This window comes from Desulforhabdus amnigena, assembly GCF_027925305.1.
Classification (GTDB): Bacteria; Desulfobacterota; Syntrophobacteria; order Syntrophobacterales; family Syntrophobacteraceae; genus Desulforhabdus; species Desulforhabdus amnigena.
Genome location: NZ_BSDR01000001.1, coordinates 3,370,270 through 3,388,527 on the forward strand (window position 1 = coordinate 3,370,270; position 18,258 = coordinate 3,388,527).

Annotated in this window: 13 protein-coding genes; 4 read left to right on the plus strand and 9 right to left on the minus strand. The window is 51.9% G+C overall.

Annotated features, from left to right (window positions below; genetic code table 11):
* Positions 1–107 precede the first annotated feature (107 nt).
* A complete protein-coding gene (locus tag QMG16_RS14345) occupies positions 108–821 on the plus strand; it encodes a DUF4412 domain-containing protein (protein WP_281795305.1) in 714 nt (237 codons plus the stop codon).
* A gap of 198 nt (positions 822–1,019) precedes the next feature.
* Here QMG16_RS14345 and QMG16_RS14350 read toward each other — a convergent pair whose 3' ends face one another.
* From QMG16_RS14350 to QMG16_RS14375, 6 genes are all read right to left on the minus strand, one after another.
* Positions 1,020–1,688: a flagellar brake protein gene (locus QMG16_RS14350; RefSeq protein WP_281795308.1), complete on the minus strand. Its 669-nt coding sequence runs from the start codon at positions 1,686–1,688 to the stop codon at positions 1,020–1,022.
* Between the two features lie 281 nt (positions 1,689–1,969).
* Entirely contained in the window at positions 1,970–4,219 is a 2,250-nt protein-coding gene (locus QMG16_RS14355) for a PAS domain-containing hybrid sensor histidine kinase/response regulator (RefSeq protein ID WP_281795310.1), read from the minus strand.
* A gap of 426 nt (positions 4,220–4,645) precedes the next feature.
* Positions 4,646–5,680 (minus strand): OmpA family protein, encoded by a 1,035-nt coding sequence (locus QMG16_RS14360; protein ID WP_281795312.1) that lies wholly within the window; start codon positions 5,678–5,680, stop codon positions 4,646–4,648.
* A 224-nt stretch (positions 5,681–5,904) separates the two neighbouring features.
* Positions 5,905–8,058: a TonB-dependent receptor gene (locus QMG16_RS14365; RefSeq protein WP_281795314.1), complete on the minus strand. Its 2,154-nt coding sequence runs from the start codon at positions 8,056–8,058 to the stop codon at positions 5,905–5,907.
* A 525-nt stretch (positions 8,059–8,583) separates the two neighbouring features.
* The gene (gene tsaA, locus QMG16_RS14370) at positions 8,584–8,991 is read right to left on the minus strand and encodes a tRNA (N6-threonylcarbamoyladenosine(37)-N6)-methyltransferase TrmO (RefSeq protein ID WP_281795316.1); all 408 of its coding nucleotides are present in this window, start codon (positions 8,989–8,991) and stop codon (positions 8,584–8,586) included.
* A gap of 232 nt (positions 8,992–9,223) precedes the next feature.
* A complete protein-coding gene (locus tag QMG16_RS14375; RefSeq protein ID WP_281795318.1) occupies positions 9,224–9,619 on the minus strand; it encodes a hypothetical protein in 396 nt (131 codons plus the stop codon).
* A 658-nt stretch (positions 9,620–10,277) separates the two neighbouring features.
* On the opposite strand from QMG16_RS14375, the gene QMG16_RS14380 reads away from it, so the two are divergent.
* The gene (locus QMG16_RS14380; RefSeq protein ID WP_281795320.1) at positions 10,278–13,742 is read left to right on the plus strand and encodes a S16 family serine protease; all 3,465 of its coding nucleotides are present in this window, start codon (positions 10,278–10,280) and stop codon (positions 13,740–13,742) included.
* A 226-nt stretch (positions 13,743–13,968) separates the two neighbouring features.
* Here the strand turns inward: QMG16_RS14380 and QMG16_RS14385 are convergent, their stop codons facing one another.
* Entirely contained in the window at positions 13,969–14,646 is a 678-nt protein-coding gene (locus QMG16_RS14385; RefSeq protein WP_281795324.1) for a spermidine synthase family protein, read from the minus strand.
* Between the two features lie 251 nt (positions 14,647–14,897).
* Here QMG16_RS14385 and QMG16_RS14390 point away from each other — a divergent pair, with 251 nt between their 5' ends.
* The gene (locus tag QMG16_RS14390) at positions 14,898–15,398 is read left to right on the plus strand and encodes a hypothetical protein (RefSeq protein WP_281795327.1); all 501 of its coding nucleotides are present in this window, start codon (positions 14,898–14,900) and stop codon (positions 15,396–15,398) included.
* A gap of 316 nt (positions 15,399–15,714) precedes the next feature.
* On the plus strand, positions 15,715–16,353 hold the full coding sequence (locus tag QMG16_RS14395; protein ID WP_281795329.1) for a DUF6515 family protein: 639 nt from the start codon (positions 15,715–15,717) through the stop codon (positions 16,351–16,353).
* A gap of 23 nt (positions 16,354–16,376) precedes the next feature.
* On the opposite strand, the gene QMG16_RS14400 is transcribed toward QMG16_RS14395, so the two are convergent.
* Positions 16,377–17,624, minus strand: coding sequence for a YbfB/YjiJ family MFS transporter (locus QMG16_RS14400; RefSeq protein WP_281795331.1), 1,248 nt, complete (start codon positions 17,622–17,624; stop codon positions 16,377–16,379).
* A 7-nt stretch (positions 17,625–17,631) separates the two neighbouring features.
* Complete coding sequence (locus QMG16_RS14405; RefSeq protein WP_281795335.1) at positions 17,632–18,030, minus strand: PaaI family thioesterase; 399 nt, start codon at positions 18,028–18,030, stop codon at positions 17,632–17,634.
* Positions 18,031–18,258: the final 228 nt, after the last annotated feature.

Sequence of the window (18,258 nt, forward strand, 5' to 3'; positions counted from 1 at the left end):
ATGGGATTTCTCTGTGCCTCCGTGCTAAATGGAGGATTTCAAGAGTGATTCATTCCCTTAAATAACCCTTCCATTCCGAGGTTGGTCGGAAAAAAAGAGGTGAAGAAATGAAGCACAGCAGAAAAAAACAACTTTTTCCTTTGGTTCTGTTCTTGTCGGTTTTCATGACGTCTACGACGGCCTTTGCCGATCTCTACTGGGAATTCAAACAAGTATCTAAAGGGGTGGAGGGACAACCTGATGCCACGAGGATACAGAAAAACTACTATACTGACAGAGCTTCTCGTGTGGAGACGGGCAGTGGCGCCGTCATGATCATGGATCTGGATTCCATGACCATCTATCAATTGGATCCCAGAAGCAAGACTTACATAAAGAGCGATATGCGAAAGATGGGCGCTCCTGAACAGATGCCCGGTATGAGCGCCGAACAGCGGAAGAAAATGATCGAAAATATGGCAGGAAGCATGAAAGTTACCCCCACAGACGAAACCAAGACCATAGCCGGTTATAACTGCCGGAAATACAATGTCGGTTTCATGAACTCCAGTAACGAATATTGGTTGTCAAAGGATGTGAAGGGCTACGATGAGCTGAAGAGGATCGGCGCAAAGATGGCCATGAGTTTTGAAGCCAATCCTGTCTTGAAACAAATGAACATCGCCGGCATCATGGATAAACTGGACGGTTTTCCAGTGCAGATCATTACCCATGCCGGGCGAGGCACAATGACTTCCACGTTAATCAAAATAGAGCAGAAGCCGCTCCCTGCGGAGTTGTTCCAAGTGCCAAAAGGCTATAAGGTGATGAAAAGAGAATAATTTCTATCCAGAGATGGTGTTTGAGGAAAATCAGAGGGGAGCAGTCCCGGCTGGGAGGCCATTGGAACAAAATGAATCATTTGGGGGGGCCAACATTGGTAGCGCCGTCGTAGAAGACGGCGCTACCGTTCTGTTCGAGTGCACTCCTTGCGTCGCTCCCAAAAAGCTGTACCCAACAACCTTTGTCTCTGTCAATGTTTACAGAAATTTTATGACGCTGTTTACATAGGATTCTATTTTATTCAGAAGCTCTGTGTTCGTTTGATCAAAGCTGATCCCCAGGGTGACCTTTTTGTCGTCCATGCTGAGACTTCGAATTTCGCCGGAAATGGTTCGAATATTTCTGATTCCCATCAGTTCAAAAGTCGTATTCAGCCTGTCTCCCACTTGAATGGGATGTTCATTCAAATTTTCCGGTTCGAGAAAAGTGAATTTGCATCCCCCCGTGCTGATATCCAAAATGACTCCCCGGTAAACCGCATCATGCCCTTCTAGGCTTATTTCAGCCGGAATATTGCACTCCACTCGATAATGCCTGCGGAGCTCGTGCTTTTCGATTTTTTCGGGATAAGAGAGAAACACAAGCCTGGCAGGTACAAAAATATGATTCAGGATATTGGCTCGAAATCCATACACCACACCCTCGGACAGGAAGGTGATCGTAACGGTATTTCCTTCGTAGATGTAGCTTTCGACTCCAGGAGTTCTTGGAGCGGTAAGGATCAGGTATCGTCCCGGCAAGGCTCCGACAAGGATGCTTTTCAACCTGGAGGATGTTCCTTGAATTTGAATGAAAAGTTGACTGCCCAGCCCGATGCTTAACTCTTTTGCGACTTCGGTCTTTTCAACCGGCCTGTCATTCTCCATATGACCTTTGACCTTCCCCTCAAGCGGTTTGGAGGAGCACTGAAGCATGAAACAATCGGTTCACTTTTGACTTTGAAGCGTTTTGTTCTTCAGCATCACTCTGTAAGTTTCCGATCTATTACCGAAAATTGTAATACGCGGTCATTTCTTTGTAGAAACGGCTTCCAGCCCTGAGAGGAACCGGCAACTGCACACCTTGTCGCGGCAGGATGCCTCTCCTACAAAAACGTGTGGGTAAACGGGTACGTAATTGCAATCATGAGTAATTATAGAACTTGGCCCTAATGGTCCTGCGGACATAGAAAACTGTCCAGCACTTCTCTCAGTTTTTGAAGAGAGTACGGCTTGGTGATCGCTCCGCAAAATCCGTACTGTTTGAAGGATGCAATGACAGGGTCCTGGGAATAGCCGCTCGAAACAATGGCTCTCGTTTGCGGGTCATACTGCTGGAGTTCTTTCAAGGCCTGAAGGCCGCCCATGCCTCCCTTTACGGTGAGATCCAATATGACCATGTCGAAAGGTTCTCCGCGCTCTTTGGCGTCTTTGAAAATTTGAATCGCTTCGGCTCCGTCACTCGCTACAGCGACCTGGTAGCCAAGGCGGTGAAGCATTTGAGAGACCATGTCTCGCATCAACTTTTCGTCGTCCATGAGGAGAATCTTTAATGGATGCCCGGTTTTTCCGGGGTTTTTTTCTGCCGTTGCCGGCTTATCGAGAGTAGGAAGATAAATATGGAAGGTGGTTCCGACTCCCAGACGGGAGTCCAGCATGATGTAACCTTCATGCTTCTTGATGATGGAGTGTGCAATGGACAGGCCCAACCCCATTCCCTTCTGGACACCCTTGTCCTTGGTCGAAAAATAGGGATCGAATATTTTGTCCTTATCCTTTTCAGGAATTCCAACCCCCTGGTCGCTGATGGAGATTTTGACATAAAGACCAGCTTTGAGGGGTAGCCCTTTTGCGGAGCTTGCATCAAAGTTCTCTGCAACGATACGGATCAGCCCGCCCTGGGGCATGGCTTCCCTTGCGTTGAGGATCATATTGTAAATCACCTGGTTCATCTGGCTTTCATCGATTTCGACTTTCCAGAGATCAGGGGGAAATTCACATTGACATTCGACGTTGGACCCGCTGCATGCCAGGCTCACTGCGTCCTGAATCAATTTCTCAATGGATGTGACCCGCTTGAGAGGGCTGCCTCCCGTGGCAAAGGTAATGAATTGCCTGGTGAGATGGCTGGCCCTTAAAGCGGCTTTTTCGGCATCCTCCAGGAGTTTGAAGGCGGGAGACCCCGTTTCAAGGTATTCCTGGGCCATATTGATGTTTCCCAGGATAACTGCGAGCAGATTATTGAAATCGTGAGCGATGCCGCCGGCAAGCACCCCTGATGCCTCCAGTTTTTTTGCCTTGATGAGCTCCTCTTCCATTTGTTTCTTTTGAGTAATGTCGCGGACGACATACACTATGCTGGTCATATTCCCCGTATCATCTAGGACTTGCGTTACCGTTTGTTCGGTGAAGAGGGTGCTCCCGTCCTTTCTTCGCATTTGGAATTCGGCATGATAAACTCCGTTGGCGGGCAGGGCCGCTGCCATTTCCTCCTGGAAGGCTTCGTAGCTCTCTTGGTCCACATGTAAAAAGCCGGTGTCCCGTCCCCGCACCTCCTTTTCCGTATAGCCGAAAATGCGCTCCACTGCGGGGTTGGAAGCAAGGATCGCCTGGGTCTTTGCATCTACAACAAAAACCGCCTGGTCCATACTGGCAAAGGTCTTTTCGAGCAACTGCTGTGACTGCAGCACTGCTTCTTCCATCCGTTTACGCTCCGTGATATCGGTCAGAGTACCGGCTGCACGCAGTGGTGTTCCACTATTATCCCGTTCAACAACTTTACCCCGATCCAGGAACCATTTCCACTCACCTGAGCGAGTTTTCAAGCGGTGTTCAGCCTCATAGTGATCTGTCTTACCCTTTAAATGGGCTTCCAATATCTTTTCGACATTCGGCATGTCTTCAGGGTGTATGCGGTCTTTCCAGAAATCGACATGAGCTTTCAACTCATCCAGCGTGTAGCCCAGCATTTCGGCATAGCGCAAACTATAATAAACTTCCCCAGACGCTACGTTCCAATCCCAGAAACCGTCTTCGCTTCCTTCCAGCACCAGCTTGAGACGCTCTTCGCTTCGACGCAGTGCGTTCTCCACTTGTTTATGTTCCGAGATTTCCGTGAACTGAGCCAAACGGAATAATGCCCATTTCTTCAGAAACAGCAGGATCGCCAGTCCTGAAAGGAGACCTGTGGTCAGGAGTGAGAAAACATGGTAGGGAGACCGGCCGGTCGTTTTGCTGTCCGGATTGGAGAGAACATCGGATATGGCTTCCGCTATAGGGGTAACAAGCTGTTTGGCAGCTTCTTTTTCCGGTCCGGCAAAAGAAGTAGGCAGTATATTGTAAAAAATGACGTATGCCAGCAAAAGCAAGCCGGAAAATGTCAATCCTATGATGAGCAGTGTTTGGGTGCGCAGAGTCATGCGTCTGATTTTCCTCTCTTTTAGACTTCGATATTATCGGAAAATTCGAATCGTATCATTAAGGAAAAAAACAGAAGGCAGCATATTTCCGCGGCGGAACGCACTCTTCGCACACATGTTCCATTTGAACAAGTCAAACTTTAACGATTCAGAGTGCCCTGGTAGGATTTGATGGCAAATTTATCGGTTCAGTGGGTTCGATGAGTTAGGAAGCAATCTGTTCCGAAATCATGCAAGTGTTTAAAAAGAATAATATTTTTTGTGATTGAATACTTACGGTTTCCTTCCGACCGAAATTGTGTACAGAATGCCGAAAGGCTGTCGTGAATCCAGTGACAGCCTTTTGGCTTCTTTTTTCCAAATTTTCAGGTGAGTTACCCAGAAAAAGCCGAGACGTAGGCCCCTATCGATCTTGAGTTACAGGGTCTAGTCGACGACCTTGAGTTCCACCCGGCGGTTGATGGCGCGGCCTTCTTCTGTGGTATTGTCGGCCTTGGGGCGGCTCTTGCCGTATCCGATGGTCTGCAGGCGGTACGGTTTGATGCCTCTGGCCACGAAGTAATCGTAAACCGCCCTGGCGCGACGTTCAGATAATCTTTGATTGTATTCGATGCTCCCCATTCCGTCGCAATGCCCTTCGATGATGACTTTCATGTTGGGGCGTTTCTGCAGAATTTGCACGCCTTCCTGCAATACAACCGACCATTCCGGCTTGATGTCGTATTTGTCGAAGTCAAATTGAATGCCGCGGAGAATCAGCACCTCTTCCTTTACTGCGGGCTTTTCCACTTTCTTGGGAGTGCAGAAGACATCAGCTACAAACTGAGCCAAGGCAGCTTGGTCTTTAGCCAGTGCAAATCCGTCCACCATGATGCTGCAGGTGTTCATTCTGTTGATGGCTTGTAGGATTGCCTTGCCTTTGGTGTCACCGGCATCGGCCAGCGAGATGATATGGATGCAAACGTCGGGATATTTGCTATAGAGGGCTCGGGCTTCCCCCACGGGGTCGGGGCCCAGGTTGGCCATACCATCGCTTACCAAAATGATGTCCGTGTTTCCCCTCATTCTGGCCAATACGGGATCCAGAGACATAATTCCCGGCCCCATGGGAGTCAAACGGCCGAAGATCTCCTGTTCATCCTTGATGCTCTTCAGAGCTCTACCCATTTCCGAACGGTCGTATCGTGCCGGCGGATAAACCTCCCGCACGGGAGCCATCAACTGCAGTGCCGAATTGTAGTCTGCCTGGGGAATCAAATCATTGATTTCCAAAAGCACTTGCTTGGCGACTCCCATTTTCAATTCCTTGTTCTCGCTATGCATATACATGGAACCTGATTGATCCACCAGGAAAACAAAGTTTTCGGGACATCTCTCCCGTGCCTCCGCAAATCCCGCTCCTACCATGAATGCCAACGCCAACACAAATCCGATAATCGATAACGCCTTGCCCCTTCTCATAATAATCCCCCTCAATGATTTGAATGGATGCAATGTCCAAAGGCACCCGAAATCATCAGCGATTACCAAACGATTTCAGTCAATGCCGAGATCTCGCGGCCTTTCGAAGCGAGGGGAATATTTATAGACTAAATAAGCCGTTTCGAAAATAAAGTTTTTTGAAAAATTATCTCTGGTCTTTCGCCCTTCGATATTTTTGGATGCATTCTCCTTTTGTTTATACTCTAAAATTTTGCCTCAAGCGCCACATTGAAGGAACGGCCGGGGGCCGGAAAGTAATATTCCTCGACATATTTTTTGTCGAACAGATTTTCCACCCCTACCGACAGAAGCCCCACAACCTGTTTCTTTCCCACGGCGTACTGAATCACCGGATAGCGGAAAAGAAGGTCCATTGTGACGAAGCCTCCCAGATGCTCCAGTTCGACGGCACTGCTCAGGGGCACTCCGGAAGCATAGTTCTCTCCATTTACGACGAGAACACCGGTCGGCCCTACATAGCGGAAGGCTACGCTGGCCAGGGCGCCATCCGCTCGCTGATATTTGATCCCCCAATTGGCCTTGTACTCGGGCAGTTCCGAGAGTTCATCGGAGAGGTCATTACTTCCATCCAGCACGTCCCCCTCTTTTTGTGTATGTTGATAGGTGAAATTGGCAAAACCGAAGAAGTTCTTCCAGATACGGCCCTCAGCGGCAAGCTCCACGCCCTGTAACCGGACTTCATCGATGTTGTAGACGAGCGAGCCCGGCATATAGCCCCAGATCCATCGGATATAGTCATCCACCTGATAGTCGTAGTAGGTGAGCCATGAGGTGAAATTGTCGGAAAAGCGGTAACTGGCCCCGCCTTCGAACTGCAGCGCATCTTCATAGGTGAGGTCACTGCGGCGGACATTGCTGTTCGGGTCTACCTCAGGACGATATCCTCCATAATACCAATATAATTCGGGATTGTTGGGAAAGCGCGTAGCCCGTCCGATCCTTCCATAGAGCGATAACGGCTCAACAGGCCGATAGACCGCGCCGAACTTGGGAAGCACTGTTGTTTCATCGAACTTCGCATGGACCTTTTCGTAGCCTGCAGGATACCCGTATTGATAGGATGAGACCGCATCCACATTTTGGTCGGCGAAATAATTGTCGAGGCGAAGTCCACCATAGAGGTCCAACTTGTCGAACAACTTCCAGGTATCGTCCAGGTAAACGCCATGCCATCGGCTGGCGTCATGTTCATCGTTGCCATCCGATATCGGCGAGAAAAAGTAGAAGTCCCTTATGAAAGTGTTGGTGGTACCATCGTAACCCAGGTAATGCCCTTCACCGCCAAACCCGACAAGATGGGAGCCAAGCGTCCTCTTGAAGCGCGACGACCATCCCCATGAGAGGTCAGGAGATGCATCTCTGGTCAGAACCGTTTCATCCAGGTTCATAGAGGTGAAAACGTCCTTCCTGTCTTCGTAGTTGTAATAGACGATCGTCTCCGTGTCGAAGTCAAAAAGGGTTTGACGGTATGCGATTTCCGTTTCAAATCTTTCTTTAGTGTAATAACTGCCATCCCCGAAAGTGTCTCCATAAGGAAAACGCACGCCTGGCCCAATGAGCATGCTTCCGGATGATTCCGGGTAGGCGGGGTCGTACCACGGCGTGCCTTTCCAGTTGTTCACAGGCAGGTTGAATTCGCCATTCACATAGCGGAAGGCTGCGCGCAGCTCACCGTCCCCTCCAGGATAATAATATAGCGTGCCGCTGTAATTTTGCCGTTCCGCCTCGCTGTTCCTCAGGTTCCCATCCGTTGTGTCATAGCCGACCGTCACCACTCCCCCGAAATGGCCATACCGTATGGCTGCATAATCTGCCGTACCGAAGGTGCCATAACGCTTCAAACCCGCCGAAGCACTCGCATCCAACTCTTCGTCAGGCCTCTTGGGTACCAGATTGATGGTTCCCCCAAGAGTATTGCCGTACTTGGCGCTGTATGCTCCTTTGCCAACCTCCACCTGCTCCCATTCCAGCAGCGGTATGGAGGTCCAATCCACGTAAAAGCCACCCATTACCCCGGTGCCGTTGAGCAGCCGTCCGTCGAGCATTACGTTGTAGCGGCTCTCGTCGAATCCGCGCAGCCTCACCTGGCTGTTCTTGGGGGTGAGAATGGAACGTCGTTGCACGTCGACTCCCTCGGTTTTGTCCAGTACATCCGGTATCGTTGAGACTACCGGTTTCTCCTTTTCCGCGACGGGTATGTCTTCGGTATTGCCCTCCGGTGAAATGTTGAGTTCTGTCTCCGTCTTCTTCACTTTGACCGTTATTTGATCCAGTTCGTATATTTCTTCGGCTCCCGCTGCTGCTCCACTCCAAAGCAATAAAAATAAAGAAACCAAGAAACACAAGCTCCCTCGCATTTTCTCCGCCCTCCTCTTTTTCTCATCTCCCTTCTTCAATTCGCCCCTCTCATTTCGTGACGGGGCCTACTGAGTTCAAACCAGTGAGGCATCCAGCCACAATCATCGCCACCTCGATCGCTCTCTTCCCTCGAAACTTTCTTCTCGCAACGAGTGACCGAGGTTATGCAATCATCCGCGTAGGTTTGAAAAACAAAAAAGCCGGGAAAGTTCAAAGCTCTTCTGAGCAATAGAAGCTTTCCCGGCTTCGTTAGCTGGAAAATAGATCTCCGGGAGGCTGTTTTCATCGTGCAGGGTGCCGCTCCCGGAATGGCAATTTATATGAAAAACCGGTGAATGGGTGAGTCGGTGAATGGGCTGAACGGTTCGCCCATTTTCATGCTTTGTTGTGACCGACCCGGTCCATATGGGGGGCTCACACACTTACCACTGCCACCGTCACTTTCATATGACATTGATATTATGGCAACAAGTGCATTTCAAGCCGCATCGGGACAGACCTCGCTAAGCGTCGCCCTGCTCTTTTTCCTTGATAAAGGGTTTGATGTCGAGGATCGGAGTCCCGTCATACATGTCGATTCCTTTCACGTACAGAACCGGCCCTTCCACCTTCAGCACTTCAACCACCGAAAGCCCGATAGGGTTTGGTCTCCTGGGCGAACAGATACTGAACACCCCAAACGCTTCATTCATATGTGGAGGGGTCTGCACAAGGAAATTGGGACTGAAGGCTGGACTCCGATCGAAATGGAACAAAACGACAATCTCTTGACCCGGTTTGATGTCTCTTAACCCTTCAAGATACTTGTCTTCAATTGTCAGCGTGCCTTCAAGATCTGAGAACCTCCAGTGTATGGGCACTTTTTCCGCTTCGGTGTGTACGAATCCGATAGGTTCCATTTCGATTGCCATTCAATCCTCCGTCAAAAAAAAAGGCCTCGAAAGTTTAGGCGCTCACCCGCGTTCCAAACCTTCTTGGCCCCATTTTCTTCCTCAATGGCTCTCATATAATTTATATTAATAAATGCAACTTCAGTTGCACATTGGTTTCACTTTTACCGCTCCAGTCATTGCGTGTCAATGCCTATTTTTTAAGCAATTGCTGGGATCGCTTCGAGCCGGGCAGGTGCCCGAAAACTTCCTCTTAGGAACGAATCCGATAAAACACATAGGGGGCAATGGCCGTCCACAGCAAAACCAGGATCCAAACCCTACCCTTGAACAGGTTGTAGTCCTGCAAAAGCCTGCTCCAAGGATGGCCCATGGCGTAGTGGAAAAAAAAGAATTCAAATAAAATAGTAAAAACGAGCCATATGCCGCCTACAGTGAATGCTTCCGCTGCCGACCCAATCCGCCAGGTTCCGGTAAGGAACCAGATATAGATCCCGAAAAGGCAGAGTCCCATCGCTGTCGACAACTGATGTGCGGAGAGTTCGCTCATGAACGGCTGATAGACTTTTTCCCGAATCGCTCCATTGAGGATTGCAAGAACGAGCAGCCCGACCCAACTGATTGTATACTTTAGGATATTTATTTTCACGTGACCATTCCAAGGATAATGGGGAACCATATGGTCCTGTCTGTTAGCCCAGCTTTGCCCCGTTTCAAAACTCTCTTTCGCGGTAACCGTTCACTACCCTTTGCATCCGCAGAATTACGCAAATGCCGCAGAAACGGAAAAACAGCCAATTTTTAAACTTTCCTTATTCCCTGTGTTTTCCACATCCTCTGCAGTGAGCACTTACACATGTTGATTGCCCTGTGCCCAAAAGCTTTTTGTAATTATTCAAAAAAACATATATGATACATTAAAATAGCAAAAGGTTTTTAATGTATATCGTATGTATCCCCCTGTCGCTTTGGGCAAACTTTCAGGGAGTCTATTTCTTCGCTTCATGTTCTCTGAAATTCTATTGGATATATGTAGTGATCTCAAGATAATAATGAAAGGAGAAAATTAATGAAAAAAACTGCGCTGCTTCTCATGATCCTTACTATGTTTTATCAATGTCGCTGACGCAGGGGCAGCGCAGTACTTTCTTGTGATTTTTGCAGGTCAGAGCAACATGATGGGGCGAGGGCAGACGGTCGAGCTGAACAACAAATTGTGGCCCGTGCCTGACAATGTAGAATACTATGATCTTGGAAAACGAGCTCTGCATTTGCGCAATGGATTCACCGGATAAGGAGACGCTTTTATGTTTCCCATGGAATTCGAGCATCGTATACTGGGTACCTTGCCTTTTCCATCCGAGGAGCAGCTGAAGCGAATAGTCGAGCTTCTCAAAGCAGTAGTGACACGGCGAATCGTTCCCTATTTCAAGGCCAAAAGGGGGACCGATCCCATCCTGCTGGCGCGATCGGAGGAACAACTTTCAATCGACCGCCTGGAGGACGAGGAAAACCGGAACCGGCTGGTGACCCTGCTCGCCCGGTCGGAACGGGGCTGGACCATCCATATTCATGAACGTATCTTCGATTATCTGGCTTTTGTGATTCCAAGCGATCCGGAATCCCGCCTGGGGGAGGGGACCGTCGATGAACGGAAGATGCTCGCCTTTGCCGAGTTCCTGCTGCGGCATCAGATGGAACACATTCTTTACCCGGAGCGGAGGGAACGCGATGCGATTGCCGCAGATGTGAAGTTTGCCATGGAACAGCGCACGGCGGACCCGACATTTTATCGAATGCTACGGAGCGCTCTTTCCGATGAAATGAACGGAATTCGTGGGGAGTTCTACATCCAGCTCATGGACCACGCCGAGCAGGAACTCCCTTATGATGCGGTTATAAGCCAGGTTCTGGAAAGATTCGCATCGGCCCTGGCGGACCTTCCCGGTCTCTTGCTGCGCGATGTTTTTCCGCTGCTGGATATGGATCTCAAGAGCAGGCTTCTGGGGGAATGCTACCGCAGAAGTCAAAGCAACGTCCTCTCCCTCATGCAGAGGGCCTCGTGTTTTCAGGATATTCTCGAGCTCTTCGACCTGCTGATTCGAGTCAAGGAACCCGAGGCCAGGGAGGTCTTCCGTGCTTTTAAGGACCGGTGGGGAGTGGTCACTCTCTTCCATGAACTGGATATGCCCGAGGGAAGTCTAAACGGCAGGAAGCCAGGGGAGCTTTTTGAACTCTTCAAGGAAAAGTTGCATTCCTTTCTGGAACAGGAGAGGGGCTGGTTCCCTCCCCAGGCCGCTGCCGCTCCTCCACCCAAGAAAGCGGCTCCACACGTTCCCTCCGAAAAGACTCTGAGGGATCGCATCGAAATCGCGCACAGCGATCCCAATTTTCCACCCCAGGTGCTGGAGGTCATCGACCGGAACAAGCTCAATGCCATAGGGCACAGCGGTGCCAAGTACAGTGAACTCATAGAGACTCTGTTGGCCATTCCGTGGGGGAAGATTCAAAAAATCCAGGTGACGCCGGGGGCGTTTGAGGAAGGTCTCAATCGCACGCACTACGGGCTGCAAAAGCCCAAGGAGATTCTCTGCGACTTTTTTACAAATCTTATCTGGAGGTACAGGCAATATTCCGAATCGTCGGCGGCTTCCTGGCATCACACGGGAAGCGCGTTTCTCTTCGTGGGGCCGCCGGGAGTGGGTAAGACTTCCCTCGCCATTTCCATCGCACAGAATCTGGAAATTCCCTACCACAAGATTTCCCTTGGCGGAATGCGCGATGAAGCCGACATCCGGGGGCATGGTTTTACGTACGAAGGCTCCAAACCGGGGGCCATCGTCCAGGGTCTCATCAAGATGGGGGCCATGAACGGGATGATCATTATGGATGAGGCCGATAAGACCGAAAAGTTCGCCATTTCAACACTTCTTGAAATCCTCGATCCCGAACAGAACCACCTCTTCCATGACAAGTACACTGAAACCACCGTGGATATCGATCTGTCCAACTGCCACTTCGTGCTCACGGCCAACACGCTCGAGACCGTTCCTCCCACGGTGGTGAACCGGTGCGAGGTGATTTTTCTGGACCGCTACAGTGTCGAGGAAAAGATCGCCATCGCCCGCAAGCACCTGATTCATCGCTTGCGCAGAAAATACCAGATCAGCAGGGATGAAATCTTCTTTGACCCCGAGCAGGAAGCCGATCTTCTCCGTTACCTGATTCGAACGTACACCTACGAGGCGGGGGTGCGCGAACTGGAGCGAATCATTCGGACGCTCTTTCTTCGAATTCAGCGCAAGGAGATCCTGACGGGGGGGGAATCGTCGGTTCGTATCACCCGGGTGAAAATCAAGCAGTACCTGGAAGAGCCCATCCGCCCCAGGCAGATCAACAAGGATGACCGCGTGGGGGAGATGCTGGCTTTGGGAGTCGACGTGGAACGGGGAGTCGGGTCCATCATTCCCATCCAGGCCACTCGCATTCGGTTGCCGAGCGGAGCCGAACCCGGCGGGCGGGTTTCCTTGAGCGTTGTTCAAGCTACAGGGAATATAGAAAAGATAATGGATGAGAGCCGCAAGGTGGCCACCACGGCGCTCCTTTACTGCGCGGAAGATCTGGGCATTGAACTGGAGCACCTGCAGGACCCCGTTCATCTTCATTTCATGGGGGCTTCCACGGGCAAGGACGGCCCTGCCGCGGGAGGAGCCATCGCTCTGGCCCTGGCCTCCCAAATACTGGATCGCAAGATTCGAAGGGACGTGGCCATGACAGGGGAAATCGACACTCAGGGGCGTATCTCTTCCATCGGCGCACTGGTCATAAAGTTGGAAACGGCCTGCGATGTCGGCTGCAAGACCATGATCATTCCTAAGGAAAACCTGTACGGCCCTGAAGGAATCGAACGGCTTCCGGAAGCCCTCAAGCAGGAACTCCAAATCCTCACCTACGACGAATGGAAAGCCGATCACTCTCCCTTTGACCACACGCGGCACATTCTTCAGGTAGTGGCCGTCGATCACATCGTCCAGGCCGCATCCATCGCTTTCATTGAGGAAGAGGAACTCACCGCCCTGGAAGCACCTTTCGTCGCAAACGCATGTGAAGTGGCAAAAGAGTTGAAGAAGCGTCGAAAACTGCCTGATCAATGGTTTCAGCTCTTGCAGGTCAAGACGCCGGGAGAACTCGCTCCCGAGTTCCTCCGGTGTACCGTCCTGAATTCCTGTAAGGGCTGGACGCTGCTCATCCTCCCCGAACTGAGGGAAAAAATTGCGCCTCTTCTGGAAGAAACGCGAGAACGCATACAAATGCGGGATTTTGACCCACTCCGGGAAAGCCTTTCCAATATCATACCGGAAATTCGGGGGAGGATACTGCAGGACCCCTCCTCTCCCCTTCATCTCTCGGTGGTGGCCCCTTTCTACCTGCTGAAGCGGGACGGTATAAGCTCGAAAGCGTTTCCTCCCGGACCCGCCTTTGCCGGGCTGACCCTGTTTGCCAACAACTACACCCTCCAAAACGTCAAGATCAAAAACTCCAAGTCCGTTCTGAACCGGGTCTACTGCCACCTGGCCCAGCTGGAACCTGCCTCTCTGGACGGGATGCCGTTTCTCTCAAAATGCGAAGGCATTCATGTCATTGACCTTTCTTTCATTCCCGAGAAATACCGGCTGGATGTGCAGCGTGCCGAGCAAATCCTGAACCGTTGCCTCACCCGCTGGCTCATCATGCTGGAGGAAACCCTGGCCGGTTCCGGATCCAATTCATGAGGATCTTGAAAGGAATGGAATCCGTTTAAGAAGTTGGCGGATTCCAATATCCCGTTATTTACCACGGAGACACGGCGTGCACGGAGAAGATTTTGGAATTCTTATGGAATTCCTGTTTGATCTCTGTGTCTCCGTGCTGAATGGGGATTTCAAGAAAGACCCACTCCCTTAAATCGACTCGATCAGGCATCGATGGACGCAGGCAGTCTTTGTCCTCCCCGGCGGTTCACAGGGGGCGGCCCGCAAGCCAGATGGCATGACGTGCTCCTCCACGGGCACCGCGGGCCCGCACGCGAACCTCGTCGACCTTGAAGCCAACCTTCTGCAGCCGCTGAGTGAAGGCGCGATCGGGACCTGCCGACCAAACGGCCAATACGCCGCCGGGCTTCAGCGCTTCGAATGCTGTACTGAGTCCGGTCAGGCTATAGAGCCAATCGTTCCCTTTTCGGGTCAGCCCCTCGGGACCGTTGTCCACATCCAGCAAAACAGCGTCATAGGCAAGTTGTTCCGACCGCAGGATCTGAGCGACATCGACCTCGCGCACGACCACCCGCTGGTCTTGCAGCGGATGGCCAGCCAGATGCCCCAGGGGGCCACGGTTCCATGCCACCACCGCCGGCACCAGCTCCGCCACCACGATCCGGCCTTCGGGGCCGAGCCGCCGCAGCGCTGCGGCGAGAGTATATCCCATCCCCAACCCGCCGATGAGGACCAGAGGGCGGGAGCGATCCGCAATCCTTGCACAAGCAAGTTCGCCCAGGGCCTCTTCAGACCCGTGTTCATGGCTGCCCATGAGTTCATGATTGTCGACTCTTATGGAAAACTCCGTGCCCCGCTGATAGAGGCGGAGTTCCCCACCTTTTTTAGGGGCCTGGGCAATATCCAGTAATTTCCAGGGATTCATGGGGGCAAACCTTGACTGTCACTTTTCTCCATCCGCCCTGCCGGCAGGCTGGCGGAGAGGGGTATATCCGACGCAAAACAGCCCTCGGAGCAAATGATACGTTATCTTTTCTCTTTTTGGGAAGACTTCACATTCTTCACATTTTTTCATCATATTTTACCCACAATTGGTCCTTATCCTTATGCGCAAAGGTTGGGGAAAAGGTGTCTTCAATCCCGTTCAAATCCATTTCACAACGAAAGGAAGCTACCATGAAAAAGATGCAAACGGCCATTGTAATTTGTGTTCTGTCTTTGGGACTCGCCCTGTCTGGAAATGCAAAGGCATCCTTTATGGAAGTGCCACAGGGTGGGAGGATGGGACCGGGATTCCATCACAGGGGTGAGGGCATGGATTTTCTTGAGAGGTATATGCAGGAAAATCTCATGGTGCAAGTGCTTTCCGAAGTGACGGGACAGCCGGCGGAGACCATTCGTCAGAAAATCGAAGAGCGGAACATACCTGCCGTATTCGATGAATACAAGATCGACCAGGACGTTTTTCGTAAAGCGATGCGTGCGAAGACGACTTCAATGATCAAGAAGCTCACGGAGGATGGCTTCATCACCGCCGAGCAGCAAAAAGAAATTTTCGAGAGAATGGAAGCCCGTGAACAGCGGAGGGAACTCATGGATCGCCTCATTCAAAAGGGAATCAAGGATGGAACGATAACCCGGGAACAGGCTCAAATGCTGATGCCGAGACCTCGCTGAAAGACTGGCGAACGGGTCGGCTTTGGTCCAATGTAAAACCAGCCGGCCAGGGCCATATGAGCAGTGGATGAAACGTTTCACTTCCCGAGCTACAGGAAGCATTCAATGCTCTTGATCGCGGTTCCAGGCGCCCTTGTATAAGGAAGGTTGGCCTGTTCAAGGGGGCTCCCGGAAGATTCCATAACGGTTTCGGCGGAAACAATTCCGGAAAGGAGCCCCCTTCATCCCCCCTGGAGCTCGCATGCGGTAAGCATCGTGACAGTAAAAGTGCAACTATCAAACATTGCGGGTATACATGGATCGGAGGAAAACGAACATGAGAGCAAAATCAAACTTCAAATATCTTGTGGGAACCGTCACTTTTGCCGCTTTACTGGCGATGGGAGTTGTAAATGTGGAAACCGCCCAGGCTTACCGGACTCATCGCACCGTGGTCGTCGCCGACAGTGGGCCGCGGCATGGTGTGGTTGTCCGTACGCTGCCGAGAGGATATCGTCCCCTCAGGTTCCGGAATGTCGATTATTTCTACCATGGCGGTGCGTTTTACCGCAGGGCCCCGGGCGGCTTTGTTGTCGTAAAGGCCCCCGTGGGTGCGGTGGTCTTTGATCTTCCCGTCGGTTTCCGGAGAGTCGACATCGGGCGAGAATCCTACTACCGCTATGGAGACGTCTACTACAGGAAAGCCCCATCGGGCTATATCGTTGCAGAAGCGCCTGCAGTCCATGTATGGACTGGAAGGGGTGTCGAACGGGTTTCGGTCGCCATCGATCGCCTGAATGTACGGTCCGGGCCGGGATTGAAGCAGCCCGTTCTGGCCGTTGCTCGCAAAGGGACCGTCCTGCATGTGCGCGGCGAGAAGGGGGACTGGTGGCATGTCCAGGGGCCGCGTGGCGAGTCGGGATGGGTCATGAAGCGCTTTACGGCACCTCGACCGGTGGCTCTCGCCAGGGGCTGACAGAGTATGTCATTTCAGCATTGTCAGGAAGCGTTTCCAGCGGGGGCATCGCCAGGTGAGGGAAGAGTCACGGCGAGCACGGCCGCACTTGCAGTCAAAAGGGAGGCAACCTGATAAGCGGCGGTGAAACTACCGGTCGCCCCTGCGATGAGCCCGGCGCTGCCGGGACCGACGGCCTGACCCAGGGCGAAAAAAAGAGTGATGGTAGTGAAGGCGCCGGCGGCTCTGGAGAGGCCGACATAGTCGCCCACTGCGGCGGCCATGATGGTGGGAATGGCAAAGACCGCCAGCCCATAAAGAACGATGGAAACCATCAACGCCATGCTGCCCAGTTTGAGGCCGGCCAGCAGGTAGGCTGCGGTTTGCACGGCAAACACCAGAGCCAGACCGCGTTTACGCCCGATCATGTCGGAGAGGGCACCGAATCCCACCCCTGAAAAGAGGCTGAAAAAACCGACCCAGGACCAATAGAGGCCGGCTTGCTGTTCGCTGAAGCCGTATTCCTTGACCATCGTGGTGACGATAAAGGTCCCGTAGATCATGAAGGTGGCGCCGAAAACGAGATAGAGAAGACCGAGACGGAGCAGAATCGATCCAACGCTCGGCCTGTGATGGGGCTTGAGTTGGTCGGGAGTCATCGACAGGGGGCGGCCGACCGGCTCCAGTCCAAGGTCCGAGGGGTGACTGCGCAGCAGAAGGGCTGCGCAGGCGGCTGTCATCAGGGAGATGAGCCCGATCACCGACCATCCCATGCGCCACCCATCGGGGCCATAGCCGTGGTTGAGCAGAGGGATGAGAAAGCCCGCAAAGATAATCCCCATGCCGTTGCCGCCAATGACCAGCCCTGCCGCCTTGCCCCTCTGATCGCTGTGGAACCAGTAGGTCAACAGCACCATCATGGGGATATTGGCAAAACCGGTTCCAATACCCACGAGGGTGTACAGAAGGCTGACCATGGCGAAGTTTTGGCTTTGGCTTATGCCGAACATGCCGAGGGCAATCAGCAGGAGCGCCGCTGCGATGGTGGGATGGGGGCGAAAACGTGAAAGAAGGGTGGGAGCGAGAATCACAGCAACCAGGTATCCAATGAAGTTGGCGGTACCGATGAATCCCATGCGATCATAGGAAAGGCCGAGCCCGGCCTGCATGCCGGGCAGAAGCATCGTATAGGCGAAGCGGGCGAGCCCGAGGCACGAAAAGAGAACCAGCGCGCCTGTAGCGACGATGATCCAGCCGTAGTGCACGTTCCGGATTTTGGATAAGGATATCATCGAAACCTCACGGCAAAATTTGATCTTTTTTCCTGTAGACCATTCCCTGGAAAATGGCGATCAGGTCATCCCTTTCGTTGGTGACCCGGATGGTATAGGAAGCAAGCTTGGAATTCCTTGAGACTTCCGTTGCCTCGGCGAAAAGGGTCCCTTGCGAGGCGGCTTTCAGGAACGAGATGTTGACGTTGACCGCTACAGCCACGTTGCCATGGGAATTGGATGCCATCGCGAAAACCAGATCCGCCAGGGTGAATATGGCTGCTCCGTGTACGATGTTCACGGCGTTCAAGTGGTGATCCTTGATCTCCATTTTAGCCCGGGCGCTTCCCTCGGAAACTTCGAGCAGTTCGATGCCGACGCGCTCCGCAAATTTGTCTTTCCTGAAAAATTCCAGCATGTGCTCCATTGCTCTCCCCTCTTTCCGGGCAAACCACCTCTTCATGTGCTGCGGCAGGGATCCTGCGCTTTTTTATCAAACGGGTCAGAAATACAACTATTTTTCATTCCAGGCAAGCTTGGGGTCAGCCCTTGACATAAGACATAATTTTCCTCATCGGTTTTCACCGATCCGTGTATGAAAGGATTGTCTACCTGACAGGAATCCCATTGGTGAAAATATAGTGCGAACGGCTGA